14 protein-coding genes and 1 pseudogene are annotated in these 16,442 nt (G+C 74.5%); 9 read left to right on the forward strand and 6 right to left on the reverse strand.

Annotated elements, in window-relative coordinates:
- Positions 1 to 130 precede the first annotated feature (130 nt).
- The 5 genes from ACFXHB_RS23210 (at position 131) to ACFXHB_RS23230 (ending at position 6,281) form a co-directional block, all read left to right on the forward strand.
- Positions 131 to 1,342: a sensor histidine kinase gene (locus ACFXHB_RS23210; protein ID WP_380576505.1), complete on the forward strand. Its 1,212-nt coding sequence runs from the start codon at positions 131 to 133 to the stop codon at positions 1,340 to 1,342.
- Positions 1,339 to 1,989: a response regulator gene (locus ACFXHB_RS23215; protein WP_380576506.1), complete on the forward strand. Its 651-nt coding sequence runs from the start codon at positions 1,339 to 1,341 to the stop codon at positions 1,987 to 1,989. Before ACFXHB_RS23210 ends, ACFXHB_RS23215 begins: the two co-directional genes overlap by 4 nt.
- Positions 1,990 to 2,176: 187 nt before the next feature.
- Positions 2,177 to 3,046, forward strand: a complete 870-nt coding sequence (locus ACFXHB_RS23220; RefSeq protein ID WP_380576507.1) for a 3-hydroxyacyl-CoA dehydrogenase family protein — start codon at positions 2,177 to 2,179, stop codon at positions 3,044 to 3,046.
- Between the two features lie 367 nt (positions 3,047 to 3,413).
- Positions 3,414 to 3,758, forward strand: coding sequence for an STAS domain-containing protein (locus tag ACFXHB_RS23225; RefSeq protein ID WP_380576508.1), 345 nt, complete (start codon positions 3,414 to 3,416; stop codon positions 3,756 to 3,758).
- A gap of 216 nt (positions 3,759 to 3,974) precedes the next feature.
- Positions 3,975 to 6,281, forward strand: coding sequence for an ATP-binding protein (locus tag ACFXHB_RS23230; protein ID WP_380576509.1), 2,307 nt, complete (start codon positions 3,975 to 3,977; stop codon positions 6,279 to 6,281).
- A 4-nt stretch (positions 6,282 to 6,285) separates the two neighbouring features.
- On the opposite strand, the gene nucS is transcribed toward ACFXHB_RS23230, so the two are convergent.
- The gene (gene nucS / locus ACFXHB_RS23235) at positions 6,286 to 6,945 is read right to left on the reverse strand and encodes an endonuclease NucS (protein ID WP_380576510.1); all 660 of its coding nucleotides are present in this window, start codon (positions 6,943 to 6,945) and stop codon (positions 6,286 to 6,288) included.
- A gap of 485 nt (positions 6,946 to 7,430) precedes the next feature.
- On the opposite strand from nucS, the gene ACFXHB_RS23240 reads away from it, so the two are divergent.
- Positions 7,431 to 7,823 carry an SCO5389 family protein gene (locus tag ACFXHB_RS23240; RefSeq protein WP_329489629.1) on the forward strand — a complete coding sequence of 131 codons (393 nt, stop codon included), beginning with the start codon at positions 7,431 to 7,433 and terminating at the stop codon, positions 7,821 to 7,823.
- A gap of 139 nt (positions 7,824 to 7,962) precedes the next feature.
- Here the strand turns inward: ACFXHB_RS23240 and ACFXHB_RS23245 are convergent, their stop codons facing one another.
- Positions 7,963 to 9,270 carry an LLM class flavin-dependent oxidoreductase gene (locus ACFXHB_RS23245; RefSeq protein ID WP_380576511.1) on the reverse strand — a complete coding sequence of 436 codons (1,308 nt, stop codon included), beginning with the start codon at positions 9,268 to 9,270 and terminating at the stop codon, positions 7,963 to 7,965.
- A 228-nt stretch (positions 9,271 to 9,498) separates the two neighbouring features.
- Here ACFXHB_RS23245 and ACFXHB_RS23250 point away from each other — a divergent pair, with 228 nt between their 5' ends.
- Positions 9,499 to 9,822 (forward strand): ATP/GTP-binding protein, encoded by a 324-nt coding sequence (locus ACFXHB_RS23250; RefSeq protein ID WP_380576512.1) that lies wholly within the window; start codon positions 9,499 to 9,501, stop codon positions 9,820 to 9,822.
- A gap of 55 nt (positions 9,823 to 9,877) precedes the next feature.
- Here the strand turns inward: ACFXHB_RS23250 and ACFXHB_RS23255 are convergent, their stop codons facing one another.
- Positions 9,878 to 10,645 (reverse strand): ABC transporter permease subunit, encoded by a 768-nt coding sequence (locus ACFXHB_RS23255; protein WP_380576513.1) that lies wholly within the window; start codon positions 10,643 to 10,645, stop codon positions 9,878 to 9,880.
- A 1-nt stretch (position 10,646) separates the two neighbouring features.
- Entirely contained in the window at positions 10,647 to 11,675 is a 1,029-nt protein-coding gene (locus tag ACFXHB_RS23260) for an ABC transporter ATP-binding protein (RefSeq protein ID WP_380576514.1), read from the reverse strand.
- A gap of 92 nt (positions 11,676 to 11,767) precedes the next feature.
- Here ACFXHB_RS23260 and ACFXHB_RS23265 point away from each other — a divergent pair, with 92 nt between their 5' ends.
- Both ACFXHB_RS23265 and ACFXHB_RS23270 read left to right on the forward strand, forming a co-directional pair.
- Complete coding sequence (locus ACFXHB_RS23265; protein WP_380576515.1) at positions 11,768 to 12,562, forward strand: alpha/beta fold hydrolase; 795 nt, start codon at positions 11,768 to 11,770, stop codon at positions 12,560 to 12,562.
- Positions 12,559 to 12,879, forward strand: a complete 321-nt coding sequence (locus ACFXHB_RS23270; RefSeq protein ID WP_380576516.1) for a hypothetical protein — start codon at positions 12,559 to 12,561, stop codon at positions 12,877 to 12,879. Before ACFXHB_RS23265 ends, ACFXHB_RS23270 begins: the two co-directional genes overlap by 4 nt.
- A gap of 257 nt (positions 12,880 to 13,136) precedes the next feature.
- Here ACFXHB_RS23270 and ACFXHB_RS23275 read toward each other — a convergent pair whose 3' ends face one another.
- Both ACFXHB_RS23275 and ACFXHB_RS23280 read right to left on the reverse strand, forming a co-directional pair.
- Positions 13,137 to 14,066: a cellulose-binding protein gene (locus ACFXHB_RS23275; RefSeq protein ID WP_218201876.1), complete on the reverse strand. Its 930-nt coding sequence runs from the start codon at positions 14,064 to 14,066 to the stop codon at positions 13,137 to 13,139.
- 107 nt (positions 14,067 to 14,173) lie between these two features.
- Positions 14,174 to 16,442 (reverse strand): annotated as a pseudogene (locus ACFXHB_RS23280) (hypothetical protein); the annotation flags it as partial.

Consider the following 16,442-nt stretch of genomic DNA (forward strand, 5'->3'; position numbering starts at 1 on the left):
CCTCCAGCCTGGTCGCCGGTGGCGCGCCGGTCGTCGTCACCGCAGCCGAACCGGGCCTGCACCTTTCGATGTACGCGGGCTCCTCCCCGGACCGGAGCCGGGGCCCGGCCGGAGATGATCTGATGGGGGAGTGCGCCGACCCATCCTCACCCCACGCCAGGAGGACCGGGCGATCGCGCTGGCCGGGTTGGCCGGCGGGCTGGTCCTGATCGCGTCCAAGGTCTACGACCACTCCGAGGGCGTGCCGCGCTGGATGGTGCTGCCGCCGCTGCTGGTCACCGCCGCGCTGGAGCTGTTCCGGCGCAGCCGGACGATCCTGACGGTGTCGCTCGGCGGCGTGGCCTTCGCGGCGAGCGTCTTCACCGGCGCGCTGATCGCGACCACCATCATGTACACCGATCTGCTGTACGCCGCGGTGCTCTACGGCAGTCCGCGGATGTCCCGCGTCCTGCACCTGACCGGCGCCGGCTCGGTGGTCGTGCTGAGCAGCCTGTCCTTCCTCTACAGCGACGCCCCGACGGCGCTGGCCGTCGTGGTCATCACCACGCTGATCTTCCTCGGGCCGGTCTGGACGGGTGACGTGGTGCGCAAGCACCGGGAGGAGGCGGAGACCCAGCGGCTGCGCGCCGAGCAGACCGCGCTGCTCTCCGAGATGGACCGGCGCCAGGCGGTGGTCGGCGAACGGGCCCGGATGGCCCGGGAGTTGCACGACGTGGTGGCCAATCACCTGTCCGCCATCGCGATCCACGCCACCGGCGCCCAGTCGGTGGCCCGGCGTCAGCGGCGCTCCGAGGAGGATCCGCTGGTGGCTGCCCTGGGGGTGATCCGGGAGAACAGCGTGCAGGGATTGGCCGAAATGCGCCGCATGATCGGGCTGCTGCGCGAGAGCGGCGGCGGTGAGGCCGACGAGTCGTACGCCGCGCCCGACCTGGACGCGGTGGACGCGCTGTTGGCCAAGGCCCGGGCGGCGGGCGGGGCCGTGGGGCTGGACTTCGACCTCGCGGAGCGGGGCGAGCGAGGGGTGCTGGCGGTGCCGGTCGGGCTGGCGGCGTACCGGATCGTGCAGGAGTCGCTCACCAACGCGCTCAAGCACGCTGGCCCGGGGCAGGTCCGGGTGCTGCTGGAGTACCGGCCGCGGGAGCTGTGGATCGCCGTGGACAGCCCGTACCGCACCGACGTGGCCCGGGAGCTGCCCGGCGCCCGGGCGGGGATGGTCGGCATGCGGGAGCGGGCCGGGCTGCTCGGCGGCAGCTTCGAGGCGGGCCCGGCCGGGGACCGCTGGAGCGTACGCGCGGTGCTGCCGCGGGAACTGGTGACCGAGGAAGGGGAACGGCGGACATGACGATTCGGGTGCTGGTGGCCGAGGACCAGGCGGCCGTCCGGGCGGCGCTGGTGATGATTCTCGGGGCCGAGCCGGACCTGGAGGTGGTCGGGCAGGCCGCGGACGGCGAGGAGGCGGTGCGGCTGGCCCTGGAGCTGCGGCCGGACGTCGTGCTGATGGACGTGCAGATGCCCCGGCTGGACGGCGTTTCGGCGACCGGCCAGGTGGTGGCCGCCGGGGCCGCCCAGGTGCTGGTGCTGACCACCTTCGACCTGGACGAGTACGTCTACGGCGCGCTGCGGGCCGGCGCCGCTGGTTTCCTGCTGAAGGACCTGGAGGCGGAGACCCTGGTCGAGGGCATCCGTACGGTGGCGCGCGGGGACGGCATGCTGGCGCCCTCGGTGACCAGGCGGCTGATCGGCACCTTCGCCCGCCCCGGGCGCACGGTCGGGCCCGAGCTGCGGGAGTCGGTGTCGGGGCTCACCCCGCGCGAGCGGGAGGTGCTGGCGTGCATCGGGGCCGGTCTGTCGAACGGCGAGATCGCCGGGCGGCTGGAGATGGCCGAGGGGACCACCAAGACGCACGTCAGCCGGATCCTCGCCAAGCTGCGGCTGCGCAGCCGGGTCCAGGCGGCGATCCTCGCGCAGGACCTCGGTCTGACGATCTGAACAGCGGCCCTCCGGTATCGGGCCAGGTCAGTCAGTCGCAGATCACACTCCCGGATGACACCACGGCGGGCGGAAGGGCATTAGAGTCCGGCGCATGAGCGGCGCGGCTCACAAGCGGGTGACCCCTGCGCTGAGCCGCCTTCAGGGCCCGCCCGCAGGGCGGCGACGGCATCCGGGAGACCCAGCCATGAGCAACGCGTCCAGCCAGCAGATCGCCGTCATCGGTGCCGGCCTGATGGGGGCGGGGATCGCCCAGGTCTCCGCTCAGGCCGGACACCCGGTGGTGCTGCGGGACGTCACCGAGGAGGCGCTGAAGCGCGGCCTCGACGGCATCCGCGCCTCGTACGAGAAGTTCGTCACCAAGGGCAGGCTGACCGCCGAGGACGCCGAGGCGGCGCTCGCCCGGATCACCACCACGACGGACCTCGGCGCGGTCGCCGAGGCCGACATCGTGGTCGAGGCGGTCTTCGAGCAGCTGGACGTCAAGGAGGGCGTCTTCCGGGAGCTCGACAGGATCGCCAAGGACGGCGCGGTGCTGGCCTCCAACACCTCGGCCATCCCGATCACCCGGATCGCCGCCGCCACCGGCCGCCCCGAGTCGGTCGTCGGCGTGCACTTCTTCTCGCCGGTCCCGCTGATGCGCCTGGTCGAGCTGGTGCGCGGCTACAAGACCAGCGACGAGGCGCTCGCCACCGCGCGGGCCTTCGCCGAGGGCGTCGGCAAGGAGGTCGTGGTGGTCAACCGCGACGTGGCCGGCTTCGTCACCACCCGCCTGATCATGGCGCTGGTGGTCGAGGCCGCCAAGCTCTACGAGTCGGGCGTCGCCACCGCCGAGGACATCGACACCGCCTGCCGGCTCGGTTTCGGCCACGCGATGGGCCCGCTGGAGACGGCGGACCTGACCGGTGTCGACATCCTGCTGCACGCCGCCCGGAACATCTACGCCGAGACCAAGGACGAGAAGTTCGCCGCGCCGGAGGTCATGGCGCGCATGGTCACCGCCGGTGACCTGGGCCGCAAGAGCGGCCGGGGCTTCTACCCGTACCCCGCCAAGTGACGCTCCGGGGCCGGTGACCGGGCCGGGCCGTGCGGTCGGAGCACCGTACGGCCCACCGGCCCGGGGCAGGTGAGTTTCCTCACGCCGGGTGCCGCAGACGGGTGATTTGGGCGGTAATCGAGCGTAGGTGTGGAGAGTTCCTGCGTATATTCCCTCGGACGAGTGAAGTTGCTTCAGATCTGGCCGGAACCAGCAACCTGCGGACCTGGTTCACCGTCAGATGAGGGGGATCCGGTCCACGCCGACGATGCTGCGGCCGGTCCCGGGCGCGGGGCTTCAGGCCCGCCCGGATGGACACCCGATCCCGGACCCGCGCGGTCGGGGCGGAACGACCCGAATCAGTGACCGCCAGGCGGAGGAGGAGACCATGCGCATCACGGGCGACCACGCGGCGCTGGCCATCGAGGGCTGCCTCGACGTGCGCACCGCCGCCGACGCGCGGGTCCGGCTGCACACGGCCGTCGACGGCGGGCGGGGCGACCTGGTCCTGGACCTCGCCCGGCTGGAGTTCTGGGACGCCACCGGCCTCGGCGTGATCATGGGAACCCACCGCCGGGCCGGCCGGATCGGCCGCCGGCTGGTGCTGCGCTCCGTGCCCGCCCAGCTCCAGCGGCTGCTGGTGGCCACCCGACTGCACCGCATCCTCGCCGTGGAGGGCGGTGTCGCGGAGCCGCGCGGCGCGACGCTGCCCGCGTTCGGCCCGGTGCTGTAGGCCCGGCGCCGCGCTCCCCCGCCCCCTGGGGCGGGACCGCCCTGCGCGGGGCGGGCCCGATGTGCAAGAGTCTGCCGTCAGAAGACGGCCGCCGGGGACGGGACCGGCTCCTCCCTGCCTCCGGCGGGGCGGGGGTCCCCCCGGCCGGAGGCAGGGGGTGTGCCCCGGCCCGGACGGCCGTACCGAGTCGTCGGTCGACCAGGGGCGGAGCAGATCGTGGGACAGCCATCCGGTGAGTTCCGGCAGGAAGCCGTACGGACCCGGGGCGGTGAGCTGGTCTCCGGCGCCCTGCTGGTGACCGTCGGCACCCCGGACGGGTCCGAGGTCCGGCCCTGCCCCGAGGAGTGGCGGCCCCGCCCGCGTCGGACCGGGCGCACCGAACCCGCCCGCGGCCCGCTCGGCGGCCCCGGCCGCGCGGTCGGACCGCTCGCCCTCGGCGCCGGCCCGGCCGACCTTCCGCTGCTCGACCGTGAGGCCGACATCGCCCACCTGCTCGGCCTGCTCGCCGAAGGGCGTTCGATACGCCTGGTCGGCCAGGCCGGCTCGGGCCGCAGCGCGCTGCTGTCGGCCGTCGCCGAGGCCGCCGGTGACCTGGCGCCGGGGGGCGTCGTCCAGCTGTGCGGCCACCGCCGCACCGGCGACGACCTGCTCCAGGACCTCTTCGCCGCGACGCACCACGCGCCCGGCTTCCGGCCCGATCCGGGCCAACTCGCCGAGCACCTCGCCCTGGTCGGCGCGATCGTGGTCGTCGACGAGGTCGAACCGGCCGGCGCGGAGCTGGAGCAGCTGCTCGCCGCCGCCCCCGACTGCGCCTTCCTGATCTCCGTCGCCCCCGACAGCCCGCCGCTGCCCGCCGACTCCCGGCTGCGGGACCACCTGGTCGCCGGGCTCTCCCGGTCCGCCTGCCTGGCGCTCGCCGCCCGGCTGGCCGGCCGGCCGCTGGACGCCGCCGAGAAGGCCTGGGCGGTCGACCTCTGGTTCGAGTCCGAGGGGCTGCCGCTGCGCTTCGTCCAGGCCGCCGCGCTGCTGCGGCAGCGGGACGTCGCGGTGGACGCGCTGGTCGCCGCCGAGGAGGACCGGCTGGACGTCTTCGGCGCGGTCGAGGAGCCCGACCGGCACCCCGACCCGGCGGTCCGCGAGAGCGAGCTGCGCGGGACCGTGCCGCTGCCGTCGGTGGCCGAGAGCGCCTCGCCCGCCGTCCGGCTCGCCGAGGGGCTCAGCGAGCCGGCCCAGGCCGTCCTGCGGCTCGCGGTGGCGCTCGGCGGTGAGTGCCCGACCGCCCCGCACCTGCCGGCGCTGATCGACGTGGGGCAGGGCGAGAGCGCGTTGCACGAACTCGCCGACGCGGGGCTGGCGGTGTCCATCGGCGGGCACCACCGGCTGACCGCCGGCGCGCAGGAGCTCCTCGCCCCGCACTGGCCCGCCCGCGGCAGCGTCGACGGCGCCGCCCAGCACTTCGCCTGGTGGGTCGGGCACAGCTCGGTCTCCGCGGAACAGATCGCGGCCGAGGCGGAGGTGGTGATCGGGGCGCTGCTGGCCGACCGCGCCGCCGGTCGGCACACCGCCGTCCTGCGACTGGCCCGGGCGGCCGGGCCTGCGTTGGCGCTGGCCCTGCGCTGGGGCGCCTGGGAGCGTGCCCTGCTGCTCGGCCTGGAGGCCGCCCGCACCACCGGCTCGCGGGCCGACGAGGCCTGGTTCCACCACGAGTTGGGCGTCTACGCGATCTGCGTCCGGGAGCCGGTGCGGGCCGCCGCCGAGCTGGAGTCCGCGCTGACCCTGCGGGCCGCGCTCGGCGAGCCGCGCGGGGCCGCCGGTGCCCGCCGGATGCTCGATCTGCTGCGCGCCGACGGTCGGCGGCTGCCCGCCGCCGGGCCGACCGCGCCGATACCCGTGCGACGCCCCGTCATCCGGGCGATCGCGCAGGTGCCGTGGCGGTTCAAGACCACGCCGGGCACGGCCGGTGGCACCCGGCGCACCGTGATCGCCGCCTCGGCGGCCGTCCTCGCGCTGGGCGTGCTCGGTACGGCGGTCGGGCTGACCGTCACCGGCCCGGACGAACCCCGCGGCAACGATCCGCACAGCAGTACGGACGACGGCTCCGGCGTGCCGGCGGGCCTGCCCACACCCCGGCCGAGTCTGAGCCCCGCGGCGACGCCCTCCGACGTCGCGCAGAGCCCGGAGGCCTCCTCGCCGGAGACGGCGGCCCCGGAGGAGTCGGCGAGCGGCGGCGGGCCGTCGCACTCGCCGTCGGCGTCCGGGTCGGCGTCGAAGAAGCCCGGCAAGTCGCCGACGGCGACCGGGACGGCCTCGCAGTCGCCCTCCCCGGGCCCGTCGCAGCCGCCGGCGGTGCCGCCCGCGCAGCCGACGGCTCAGCCGACCGTGCCGTCCCCGGTGCCGAGCAGCGCCACTTCGAGCACGGCGCCGCCGACGACCGCGCCTTCGACGCCGTCCACCCCGAGTACCGGGCCGGGTACCCCGGGGCCCGGCTCGCCGTCGGCGTCCGCCACGGCCACGCCAAGCTGACCGGTCAGAACAGCTTGAGCTTGTCGTCGTCGATGCCGCGCAGGCCGTCGTAGTCCAGCACCACGCAGCCGATCCCGCGGTCGGTGGCGAGGACGCGGGCCTGGGGCTTGATCTCCTGCGCGGCGAAGACGCCCTTCACCGGGGCGAGCAGCGGGTCCCGGTTGAGCAGCTCCAGGTAGCGGGTGAGCTGCTCGACGCCGTCGATCTCGCCGCGGCGCTTGATCTCGACGGCCACGGTCGTGCCGTCGGAGTCGCGGCAGAGGATGTCGACCGGGCCGATCGCGGTCGGGTACTCGCGGCGGATGAGCGACCAGCCGGCGCCGAGCACCTCCATCCGGTCGGCCAGCAGCTCCTGGAGGTGCGCCTCGACGCCGTCCTTGATCAGACCGGGGTCCACCCCGAGCTCGTGGGAGGTGTCGTGCAGCACCTCCTCCAGCGTGATGATGAGCTTCTCGCCGGCCTTGTTGACCACCGTCCAGACCCCGTCGGCCTCCTTCAGGGTGCACGGCGGGGACATCCAGTTGAGCGGCTTGTAGGCGCGGTCGTCGGCGTGGATGCTGACGCTGCCGTCGGCCTTGACCAGGATGAGCCTGGTGGCGGAGGGCAGATGGGCGGAGAGCCGACCGGCATAGTCGACTGAGCAGCGGGCAATTACGAGACGCACGGTCGACCACGCTAGCCCACCGGGGCCAGTTGATGCGATTCCGCGACGGCCGGGTGAAGAATCCGCGAACCCCGCGAACATGGAGGTTCGGCGATCCCGCGAATGCCTGTCGGCACTCTGGCGCCCATTCCCACGGGCAGCTACGGTGTGTGACGGCTTGCTTGCAGCGGGGCTGTCAACGGGGATGGAGACTTCAGATGAACGATCCGACAGGATCCGGCCAATCTGGTGCAGTGGGGCGTATTTACGGAGCAATCCATAGGAATCCCCGGCCTTGCTCCCCGTCGGCTGCCACGCTGTTCTGAGCGGCTGGTGCCCCGGCGCGTCCACGACGCGGCCTCGGCGCCGACGCCTCCGCACGGTGCCGGAAACAGCCGTTCGACGGCGTTCCGGACATCACGCGTGAATTCGCCCACCCTCACCCTCAGCTTGGACTACGCATCACCACCCGGGCGCCGCGCGGGTGGACCGCGAGAGGAGAATCCATGTCGCTCGACGTCTCACCGGCCCTGCTGGAAAAGGCCGAGCGGGGCGAGGTCGACGAGCGGGAATTCGTCGACTGCGTCCGCGTCTCCCTGCCGTACGCCTGGGAGCTGATCAGTTCGCTGGTCGCCCAGGCGAAGGTCGACGGCACCGACTTCGCCGACAACCACGTACCGCCGCCCAGCGAGCAGGCCCGCGGCCAGCTCCTCCGGGCCCTCGCCAGCGATGCCATCAGGGGCGCTCTGCAGCGTCACTTCGGCGTCCGGCTGGCCTTCCAGAACTGTCACCGGGTGGCGGTGTTCCTGCCGTCGGACTCCAACGAGGCGCGGTTCGACCGCTTCACGTCCGTCCGGGAGCAGCTGCTCAACCAGTCCGAGGAACTCCGGGACTGCTGATCGCGCGGGCCTGTTGCGTCGGTACGACGGCGCAGGGAGCGCCGGTGTCGCTCCGGCGGCACCGGAACGCCACCGGGCCGCCCCACCCTGTCGCGGGGGAGGGGCGGCCCGGCGGCGTCCGCCGACCGGTCCGGTGGCGTCAGCTCAGCTGCGGCAGCACCTCGGAGCCGAGCCGGGCGATGTTCCGCAGGGTGGCCTCGCGGTCGCCGCTGCCCTCGGCGAGGAGGGCGAAGCGCCTGATGCCGGTGCGCTCGGCGGTGGCCAGCAGCCGGTCGGCGCACTGCTTCGGAGTACCGACCGCGTGCAGGTCGCAGAGGAGTTCGGTGTACGCGTGCGGGTCGCGCATCTTGCGTTCCCGGCCGTCCACGGTGCGGTGCGCGCCGAGCCCGTACTCGAACCAGCCGGGCATCGCGCGCAGCAGCGTCGCCCGCGCCGCCGAGGTGCGGTCCTCGACCTGTGCCACCCCGGCCGCGACGTGTTGGCGGCCGATCCGGCGCAACTGCTCCTCGCTCCGCCCGGCGGCCAGCCAGGCGGTGCGGTAGAGCTCCAGCATCCTCAGCTTGTCGTCGTCCCCGGAGTGCATGCCGAGCAGCATCGGCAGGCCGCGCTCGGCGGCGAGCCGGACCCCGCCGGGCGAGGTGCAGGCCACCACCATCGGCGGGCCCGCGACCGGGCGCCCCGAGGCGGTGAGTTCCTCGCCGGGCCCGTCCGTCTCCACCCGCTGGCGCGGGAAGCGCAGCAGCCCGGACTGGTCGCCGAGGCCGAGCCAGGCACCGAGGTCGGGCCGCCGGGGCGATTCGGTGGCACGCGGCACCACGGCCACCTCCGGGAAGCTGAACTGCGGTCCGTCCGCGCCCACCCGGCTGCCGCGCAGCCAGCGCAGCAGCAGGTCGAGCCGCTCCGGGAAGCCCTCCTCGAAGGCCGCCACGCCGGCGCCGAAGACATCCAGGTCGATCCACGGGCCGCCGCGCCCCACCCCGAGCGTGAACCGCCCGCCGGAGACCAGGTGGAGCATCGCGGCCTGTTCGCCGAGCGCCACCGGATGGGCGGTGGAGAGCACGCTGACCGCCGTGCCGATGCCGATCCGGCGGGTGCGGCCGAGCAGCATCGCGGCGAGCGTCGCGGCGTTCGGGCAGACCCCGTACGGGACGAAGTGGTGCTCGGCCAGCCAGACGCTGTCCAGGCCGGCCCGTTCGGCCTCCACGGTGGCCCGGACCGTCCGGTCCAGGGCCTCGCCGTGGGTCTGGCCGGGGAACTGGGCGGAGAGCAGGAAGGCCCCGACCCGGACCGGTGCGGTGTCCGCCGGGCGGGTGCCGGCGCGCTGGGGCGCCGGCAGCGGGGTGCCGGCGGCGGTGGCCGGGCCGGCGGTCGCCGGTGCCGGGCCGACCGCGGGCGGCCGGACTCCGACGGGTCGGCGGGTCTCGGCGCGGGCGCTGGTCTTGGTCATCCTTGGGCCTCCTCGGGTGCGCGCAGGGTCTGCGGGCCCCGCCTGTCCCCTTGTGAGTAACCGATGTCATGTGCCAATGGCACGCCGAACCACGAATTTCACAGAAGAACGGGTGGATATCACGGGAAACACCGGAGCGCCGGGCGGTGCCGTGATAGTGGCTCTGAGGGGTGGGCGCCGGCCGTAACCTGGAACGGTCCCGAGCACCCCGTAGAGAGGCAGCCCGACGTGTCGCCCCGCCGCAACCGGATCAAGAGCGCAGCCGATCACGAGGACTCGGCGCCGGCCGCCCCGCTCGGCGGCGCCCTGCGCCGCACCGAGAGCTACCAGGGCGACGAGTGGGTGGTGCAGACGGTGGCCGGCACCGCCGGCCGCCACTACCGCTGCCCGGGCTGCGACCAGGAGATCCCGCCGGGCGTCGGCCACGTGGTGGCCTGGCCGATGCACGGCGCGGGAGTGGACGACCGGCGGCACTGGCACCGGGCCTGCTGGGGCGCCCGCGACCGGCGGGCCTCCAACGTGCAGCGCGGCCGCGGCGCCCCGCGGTACTAGGGGGGCCGCCCCGGACCGGCTCCGGGGCGCCGCGGCCGCGCGGGTGCGGCGCGGGTCAGGCGTCGCGGTTCTTCAGTACCAGCGCGCCGCCGGCCAGCGCGGCCACCGTCCAGGCCAGGCAGATCGCGAAGCCGGCCCACGGGCCGTACGGCTGGCCGTGCTGCTCGTAGACCAGCATCATCCGCGAGCCCGCGTAGTCGGGGAAGTAGTGCGCCAGCGTCTTGACCTTCGGCACCGCCGAGAGGATCGGCGAGAGCAGGAAGAAGAACGGCACCAGCACCCCCAGCGCCAGGGTCTGGTTGTGCAGCATCGCGGTGACCCCGGCCGAGAAGAGGCAGAGCAGCGTCAGGTACATCGCCGCGCCGAACACCGCGCGCAGCACATGCGGTTCGCCGAGGCTGGTGGAGTGGTCGCCGAGCAGGGCCTGGCCGACGAAGAACGTGATGAACGCGGTGACCAGGGAGACCGCGAAGGCCAGCGCGCCGAGCACCAGCGCCTTGCCGGCGAGCAGGGTCCCGCGCTGCGGGACGGCGGCCAGGGTGACCCTGATCATCCCGCTGCTGTACTCGTTGCCGATCGCCAGCACCCCGAAGACGATGATGGCCAGTTCGCCCAGGATGATGCCCGAGAAGGCCGTCCCGGTGGCGTCGAACGGGGTGTTCGTGTCGCCCCGGAACTCCTCGAAGTTGTTGTTGGTGAGCAGGGACAGCAACGCGCCGATGCCGAGGGTGACCACGAACGCCAGTGCGAGCGTCCAGACCGTCGACCGGACGCTGCGGATCTTGGTCCACTCGGAGCGCAGCACCGCCGGGAAGGACGCCATCTCAGTTCTCCTTCTGCTGTCCGGCCGGCTGCTGCGCGGCCGGCGACTGCTGCGCCGCGGCGCCCTGCCAGGTGGCGCCCCAGGTGCCGGCCGCGCCGGCCGCGTCGCGGCCCTCGGTGTTTCCGGCGTTCCCGGCGTGGTACTCCACCGAGTCGGCCGTCATCTGCATGAACGCCTCTTCCAGCGAGGCCTGCTGGGGGCTGAGCTCGTGCAGCACCACCCCGTGGGCGGCGGCGAGCTCCCCGAGCGCGGCGAGCTCGCCGTCGACCACCTCGTAGGACCCGTCCGGGCCCGGTTCGCCGCGCAGTCCGGCGCCTGCCAGGACGTCCAGCAGCCGCTCGGGCTGGGGGGTGCGCAGCCGGACGGCGGAGCGGGAGTTGCGCCGGATGAACTCGGCCATCGGCAGGTCGGCCAGCAGCCGGCCCCTGCCGATGACGACCAGGTGGTCGGCGGTGACGGCCATCTCGCTCATCAGGTGCGAGGAGACGAAGACGGTCCGGCCCTCGGCGGCGAGGCGCTTCATCAGATTGCGGATCCAGAGGATGCCCTCCGGGTCCAGTCCGTTGACCGGCTCGTCGAACATCACGATCTCCGGGTCGCCGAGCAGGGCGGAGGCGATGCCGAGCCGCTGGCCCATGCCGAGCGAGAAGCCGCGGGCGCGCTTGCGGGCGACCGGGGTGAGGCCGACCAGGGCGAGCACCTCGTCGACCCGGCGGGTGGGGACGCGGTTGCTCTGGGCGAGCCAGAGGAGGTGGTCGCGGGCGGTCCGGCCGGGGTGGACGGCCTTGGCCTCCAGCAGGGCCCCGATGTACTTCAGCGGCTCGCTGAGCTGCCCGTATCTCTTGCCGTCGATGGTGACGCGGCCGCCGGTGGGCCGGTCGAGGTCCAGGATCATCCGCATGGTGGTGGACTTGCCGGCGCCGTTGGGGCCGAGGAACCCGGTGACCACGCCCTGCGGCACCTGGAAGCTGAGCCGGTCGACGGCCAGCGTCTTCCCGTAACGCTTCGTCAGTTCGTGCAACTCGATCATTGGCGCTCCCTCACTCTCCGTCAGGCTATGACAAAGCGGACAGGGCGGCCCGCTGAGTGCGCCCGCCGGGCGCACCGAACTACGGTGGGCCCATGACCCAGCTCCCCTCCGCATTGTCGGTCCGCGAGAGCGGTACCGGAATGCCAATCGTGCTGTTGCACGCCTTTCCGCTCAACGCCTCGATGTGGTCCGCCCAACTGGACGGGCTGCCCGGGACGACCGGTCACGAGGCCCGGGTGCTCGCGCCCGACCAGCGCGGCTTCGGCGGCACCGAGCTGGGCACGGGCGAGCCCTCGCTGGACGCGGTGGCCGACGACGTCGCCCTGCTGCTGGACGCGGCCGGGATCGAGCGGGCGGTGATCGGCGGGCTCTCGATGGGCGGATACGTGGCGCTCGCCTTCGCCCGCCGTCACCCGGACCGGATGGCCGGGCTGCTGCTGGCCAACACCAGGGCCACCGCCGACACCGACGCCGTCCGGAGCAACCGCGAGCGGATCGCCGCTGCGGTGCTGGCCCGCGACAGCGTCCAGCTGCTGCTCGACGAGGGGACGGCGGCGGCCCAGCTCGGGCCGGACTCCGGGCACCTGGTCGAGCGGGTGCGCTCGATGATCGCCGCCGCGCCGCCGGCGGCGGTGGCCTGGGCGCAGCGGGCGATGGCGGCCCGGCCGCAGAGCCTGGACGTGCTGGCCGGGGTGCGGGTGCCGACCGCGGTCGTGGCGGGGGAGCGGGACGGCCTGGTGGCGCTGGAGGAGGCGGAGCTGATGGTGCGGGCGCGGCCCGGCGCCGAGCTGACCGTTGTCCCCGGGGTGGGGCACCTGAGCGCGCTGGAGGCGCCGGAGGCGTTCGACGCGGCGGTGCGCGGGCTGCTGGCGCGGGTGACGCGATGAGGGAGGAGCGGGCGGAGACCGGTGGCTGGGACTTCTCGGCGCTGGAGGTGACCGGTCGGGTGCCGGTCACCAACCGGGGCGAGGGGCTGCTCGAACTGACCCTGGAGCCGCTCGGCGAGGACTACTGGATGCGTCCGGGGGAGACCTTCATCGTCACCTCGTACGGCGACTACGGGTCGGGGCACCCCTTCGAGGTGCAGTACTGGCGGGACTCGGTCTCGGTCTGGTGCACGTCGTGGTTCGGCACCGTCTCGGACGACGACGGCAACCAGCTGAGCTGTGGCCACCAGCGGCCGGACGGGGCCTATCCGCGCTGACCGCGCGGAGCGGGAAGTGGGCCCGGGCGGCGTACCCCACCCCCGGGGCCGCGGGGCCCGCCGCAGGGGAGTCCCGGTGGCCTCTCAGGGGCGCCACGGGGCCCGGCGCGGGCCCCGGCGGGGTCGATGGTCCGGCGGGGGCGCGGCGGGGGCTCGGCGGGCCGTACGGGCCCGGTGGCCGGCCGCGCCGGGGCGCCGGGCCGGGGACAGCACGACGGGCCCCCGCCCCGGAGGGTGAGGGCCCGTCGAACGCGGCGTCAGCGCGACTGCTGGGCGGGCACGCCCATGGTGTCGTCGTTCGGCAGCGAGGCGGCGGCCACGGCCGCGCCCGTCAGCGTCGCCAGCATCTCGCGGACGTTGGTCAGCTGGGCGTTGATGCTGTCGCGGCGGTTGGTGAGCGCCGCCAGCTCGCGCTCGGATTCGCTGCGGATCCGGTCGGCCTTGGCGTTGGCGTCCGCGACGATGTCCTCGGACTGACGCTGGGCCGTCTCCACCGTCTGGCGGGCGCGGCGCTCGGCGTCGGTACGCAGCTTCTCGGCCTCCAGGCGCAGCTGCTCGGCCCGGTGCTCGATCTCGGCCAGGCGCTTCTCGGCCTTGGCCTGGCGGGCGGCCAGGTCCCGCTCGGACTGCTCGCGGCGCTTGGCCAGGTTGGTCTCGAACTCCAGCGCGGCCTGGGCGGCCTTGGTGCGGGTCTCCTCGAAGAGGGCGTCCGCCTCCTCGCGCTTGTTCTGGGCGTCCTTGTTGGCCTCGGCGCGCAGCTGGGCGCTGTCGCTCTTGGCCTTGTCGACGATCCGCAGACCCTCGTCCTCGGCCTTGGCCTTGCGGTCCTTGGCGTAGTTCTCGGCCTCGGTGCGGACCTGCTGGGCGGCCGCCTCGGCCAGCTCGCGGTGCTGCTCGGCGGCGCGGTGCGCCTCGTCGCGCAGGTCCTTGGCCTCCTCCTCGGCGAGTCGCAGGATCTTCTCGACCCGGGCGCCGAGACCGGCGTAGGAGGGCTCGGCCTCGGTGACCGCCGCCTGAGCGGTCTGGGTCTCCAGGTGGAGCTCCTCGATGCGCTTCTCCAGCGCGCTGATCCGGGTCAAGGCACTGTCACGGTCGGCCACCAGCTTGGTGATCCGCTCGTCGACCTGGGCACGCTCGTACCCACGGCGCACCAGGTCGAAGCCGTGAGGGGAGTGACTGTCGCTCATGGGGTTCTGGGCTTCCTGTCGTCAAACCGCTGAGGTGGTTGAGGGAATCCTGACACGGTACCGGAGTGTCGTCGGCGAAATGCCGTTGTCTCGCGGAGAATGTCCGCTCAATCGGGTGGTGCGCCACCGGAGCGATTGCCACCCGACCGGGGGGAACCGACTCCGGCGCCGGCCTTGGCCCCCCCGTCTTTCTTGCTGGTACTTCCCCCGTTTGCCTGCGCGACCGGTGCCGGTGCTTCGAACGCCTCCAGCGCGGACAGCACGTCCTGCACCCTGGAGATCTCGGTGTTGATGTCCTTGCGGCGGCGCACCAGCTCGTCCAGCTCGCGCCGGCCCTCGTCGGTGACCCGCTTCGCCTCGGTCCGCGCCTCGGCGAGCACCCGCTCGGCCTCCGCCTTCGCCAGCTCGATCTGCTCGTCGGCGGCCTCGTCGGCGGTGCGCAGCCGCTTCTCCGCCTCCGCCGCCGCCGTCTCGATCCGCTCCTCGGAATCGTCCTGGGCGGACTTCAGCTTGGCCTCGGCCTTGATGATCAGGGCCTCGGCGCGGTCGGTGGAGTCGGCGAGCTTGGTCTCGGCCTCCTTGAGCAGGCCCTCGGCCTTGCGGACGGCCGAGATCCGGACCTTGCTGGCCTCGGCGGACGCCTGCGAGGTCAGCTCGTTGGCGCGGTCCTCGGCGGCCGCGACCAGTGCCGCCGCCCGGTCCTCGGCCTCGGCGACGGCGGCCACCGCCTGCTCCTCGGCCTCGGTCAGCTGCTCCTGGGCGGCCGTCACCAGCGCGTCCACCCGCTCGCCGGCCGACTTCATGGCCTGCGCGTTCTCCTTGCGGGCGCGCTCGTGCAGGGCCTCCACCTCGGCGTCGGTGCGCTCGCGCAGCTCCTCGGCGCGCTCGCGGATCGCGGTGGCGTCCCGGCGGGCCTCGGACAGCAGGGCGTCGGCGTCTGCGCGGCCCTTCTCGACCTCGGCCTGCCCGGCCGCCTCGCCGGCCGCGACCAGCCGGTCGGCCTCCTTGCGGGCGGCCGCGACCATCGCGTCCGCCTGCTCCTCGGCGGCGGCGGTGGTGGCCAGCGCGGTGGTCTGGGCGTCCTCGGCGAGCGCCTCGGCGTCGGCGAAGGCCCGCTCCAGGACGGACTTGGCCTGCTCGCGGGTGGCCTTGTCGAAGTGTTCGGCGGCCTCGCGGGTCTCGGTGTCGAAGGCGTCGGCGCGGGCGTGGGTGTCCGCGTCGTAGTCGTCCGCGAGACTCCGGGTGGCCAGCGCGTACTCCTCGGCCTCGGCCCGCAGCGCGGCGGCGAACTCCTCGGCCTCGGCGATCGTGGCGGCGGCGCGCGCCTCGCCGGCGGTCACCGTCCGGGCGGCCCGCTCGTCGGCGGCGGCGCGCTGCTGCTCGGCGCCCTCCTGGGCGGCGCGCAGTTCGGCCTCGGCCTCGGCGCGCAGGTGCTCGTCGTAGGCCTGCGCCTCGGCGCGCAGGTCGGCCAGCTCGGCCTCGGCGGCCTCCCGCCGGGCGGCCAGCTCCAGCCCGGTCTGCTCGCGCAGCGCGGCCGTCTCGGCGGTGGTGCGGGCCCGCAGGTCGGTGGTCTCGCGGTCGGCCAGGGCGCGCTGCTCGGTGGTCTCGCGGTCGGCCAGGGCGCGCTGCTCGGTGGTCTCGCGGTCGGCCAGGGCGCGCTGCTCGGTGGTCTCGCGGTCGGCCAGGGCGCGCAGCTCGGTGGTCTCCCGCTCGGCCAGCGCCCGCAGCTCGGTGGTCTCCCGCTCGGCCAGCGCCCGCAGCTCGGTGGTCTCCCGCTCGGCGGTGTCACGCAGTTCGTCCGCGGCCAGGTCGGCCTCCCGGCGGACCTCGGCGGCCTCGGCCTTGGCGGTGGCCGTCAGCTCGGCGATCTGCTGGGAGGCGGACTCGTGCATACCGGCCACCGACTGGCGGACCTCGGCGGCCTCCTCCTCGGCGGTGGCGATCAGCTCGGCGGCCTCGGCCTCGGCGGCGGCCTTCAGCTCGGCGGCCTCGGCCGTGGCGGTGGCCGTCAGCTCGTCGCCGTCGACGCCGGCCCGTTCCAGCACCGCGCGTGCCTCGGCACGGATCGCGTCGGCGGTGGCGCGGGCCTCGGAGAGCTCCCGGCCGGCCTCGGCCCGTACGGTCCCGGCCTGCTCGGCGGCCAGGGTCAGATCGGCCTCGGCCCGCTCGCGCAGGGCCGCCGCGGCCGCCTGGGCCTCGGTCGTCCGCTGCTCGGCGGTGGCGAGGGCGGCCGCCAGGGCCTCCTCGGCCTCCGCCAGCAACCGGGCGGTCTCGGTGGCGGTGTGTTCGGTGAGGTCGGCGGCGTTCTGTTCGGCTTCGGTGCGCAGGCGGTCGGCGTGCGCCTCGGCGGCCTCGCGGAGCGCGGCGGTCTCGGCG

The sequence above is a fragment of the Kitasatospora sp. NPDC059327 genome, assembly GCF_042752535.1.
In the GTDB taxonomy this organism is placed as follows: Bacteria; Actinomycetota; Actinomycetes; order Streptomycetales; family Streptomycetaceae; genus Kitasatospora.

Excerpts from the sequence above, each read along its gene's own strand:
- ACFXHB_RS23240 (WP_329489629.1), top strand. The coding sequence starts at position 7,431 with ATGTCGCTCGACGTCTCACCGGCCCTGCTGGAAAAGGCCGAGCGGGGC.
- ACFXHB_RS23270 (WP_380576516.1), top strand. The coding sequence starts at position 12,559 with ATGAGGGAGGAGCGGGCGGAGACCGGTGGCTGGGACTTCTCGGCGCTG.
- ACFXHB_RS23255 (WP_380576513.1), bottom strand. The coding sequence starts at position 10,645 with ATGGCGTCCTTCCCGGCGGTGCTGCGCTCCGAGTGGACCAAGATCCGC.
- ACFXHB_RS23260 (WP_380576514.1), bottom strand. The coding sequence starts at position 11,675 with ATGATCGAGTTGCACGAACTGACGAAGCGTTACGGGAAGACGCTGGCC.
- ACFXHB_RS23220 (WP_380576507.1), top strand. The coding sequence starts at position 2,177 with ATGAGCAACGCGTCCAGCCAGCAGATCGCCGTCATCGGTGCCGGCCTG.
- ACFXHB_RS23225 (WP_380576508.1), top strand. The coding sequence starts at position 3,414 with ATGCGCATCACGGGCGACCACGCGGCGCTGGCCATCGAGGGCTGCCTC.
- ACFXHB_RS23245 (WP_380576511.1), bottom strand. The coding sequence starts at position 9,270 with ATGACCAAGACCAGCGCCCGCGCCGAGACCCGCCGACCCGTCGGAGTC.
- ACFXHB_RS23265 (WP_380576515.1), top strand. The coding sequence starts at position 11,768 with ATGACCCAGCTCCCCTCCGCATTGTCGGTCCGCGAGAGCGGTACCGGA.
- ACFXHB_RS23215 (WP_380576506.1), top strand. The coding sequence starts at position 1,339 with ATGACGATTCGGGTGCTGGTGGCCGAGGACCAGGCGGCCGTCCGGGCG.
- ACFXHB_RS23275 (WP_218201876.1), bottom strand. The coding sequence starts at position 14,066 with ATGAGCGACAGTCACTCCCCTCACGGCTTCGACCTGGTGCGCCGTGGG.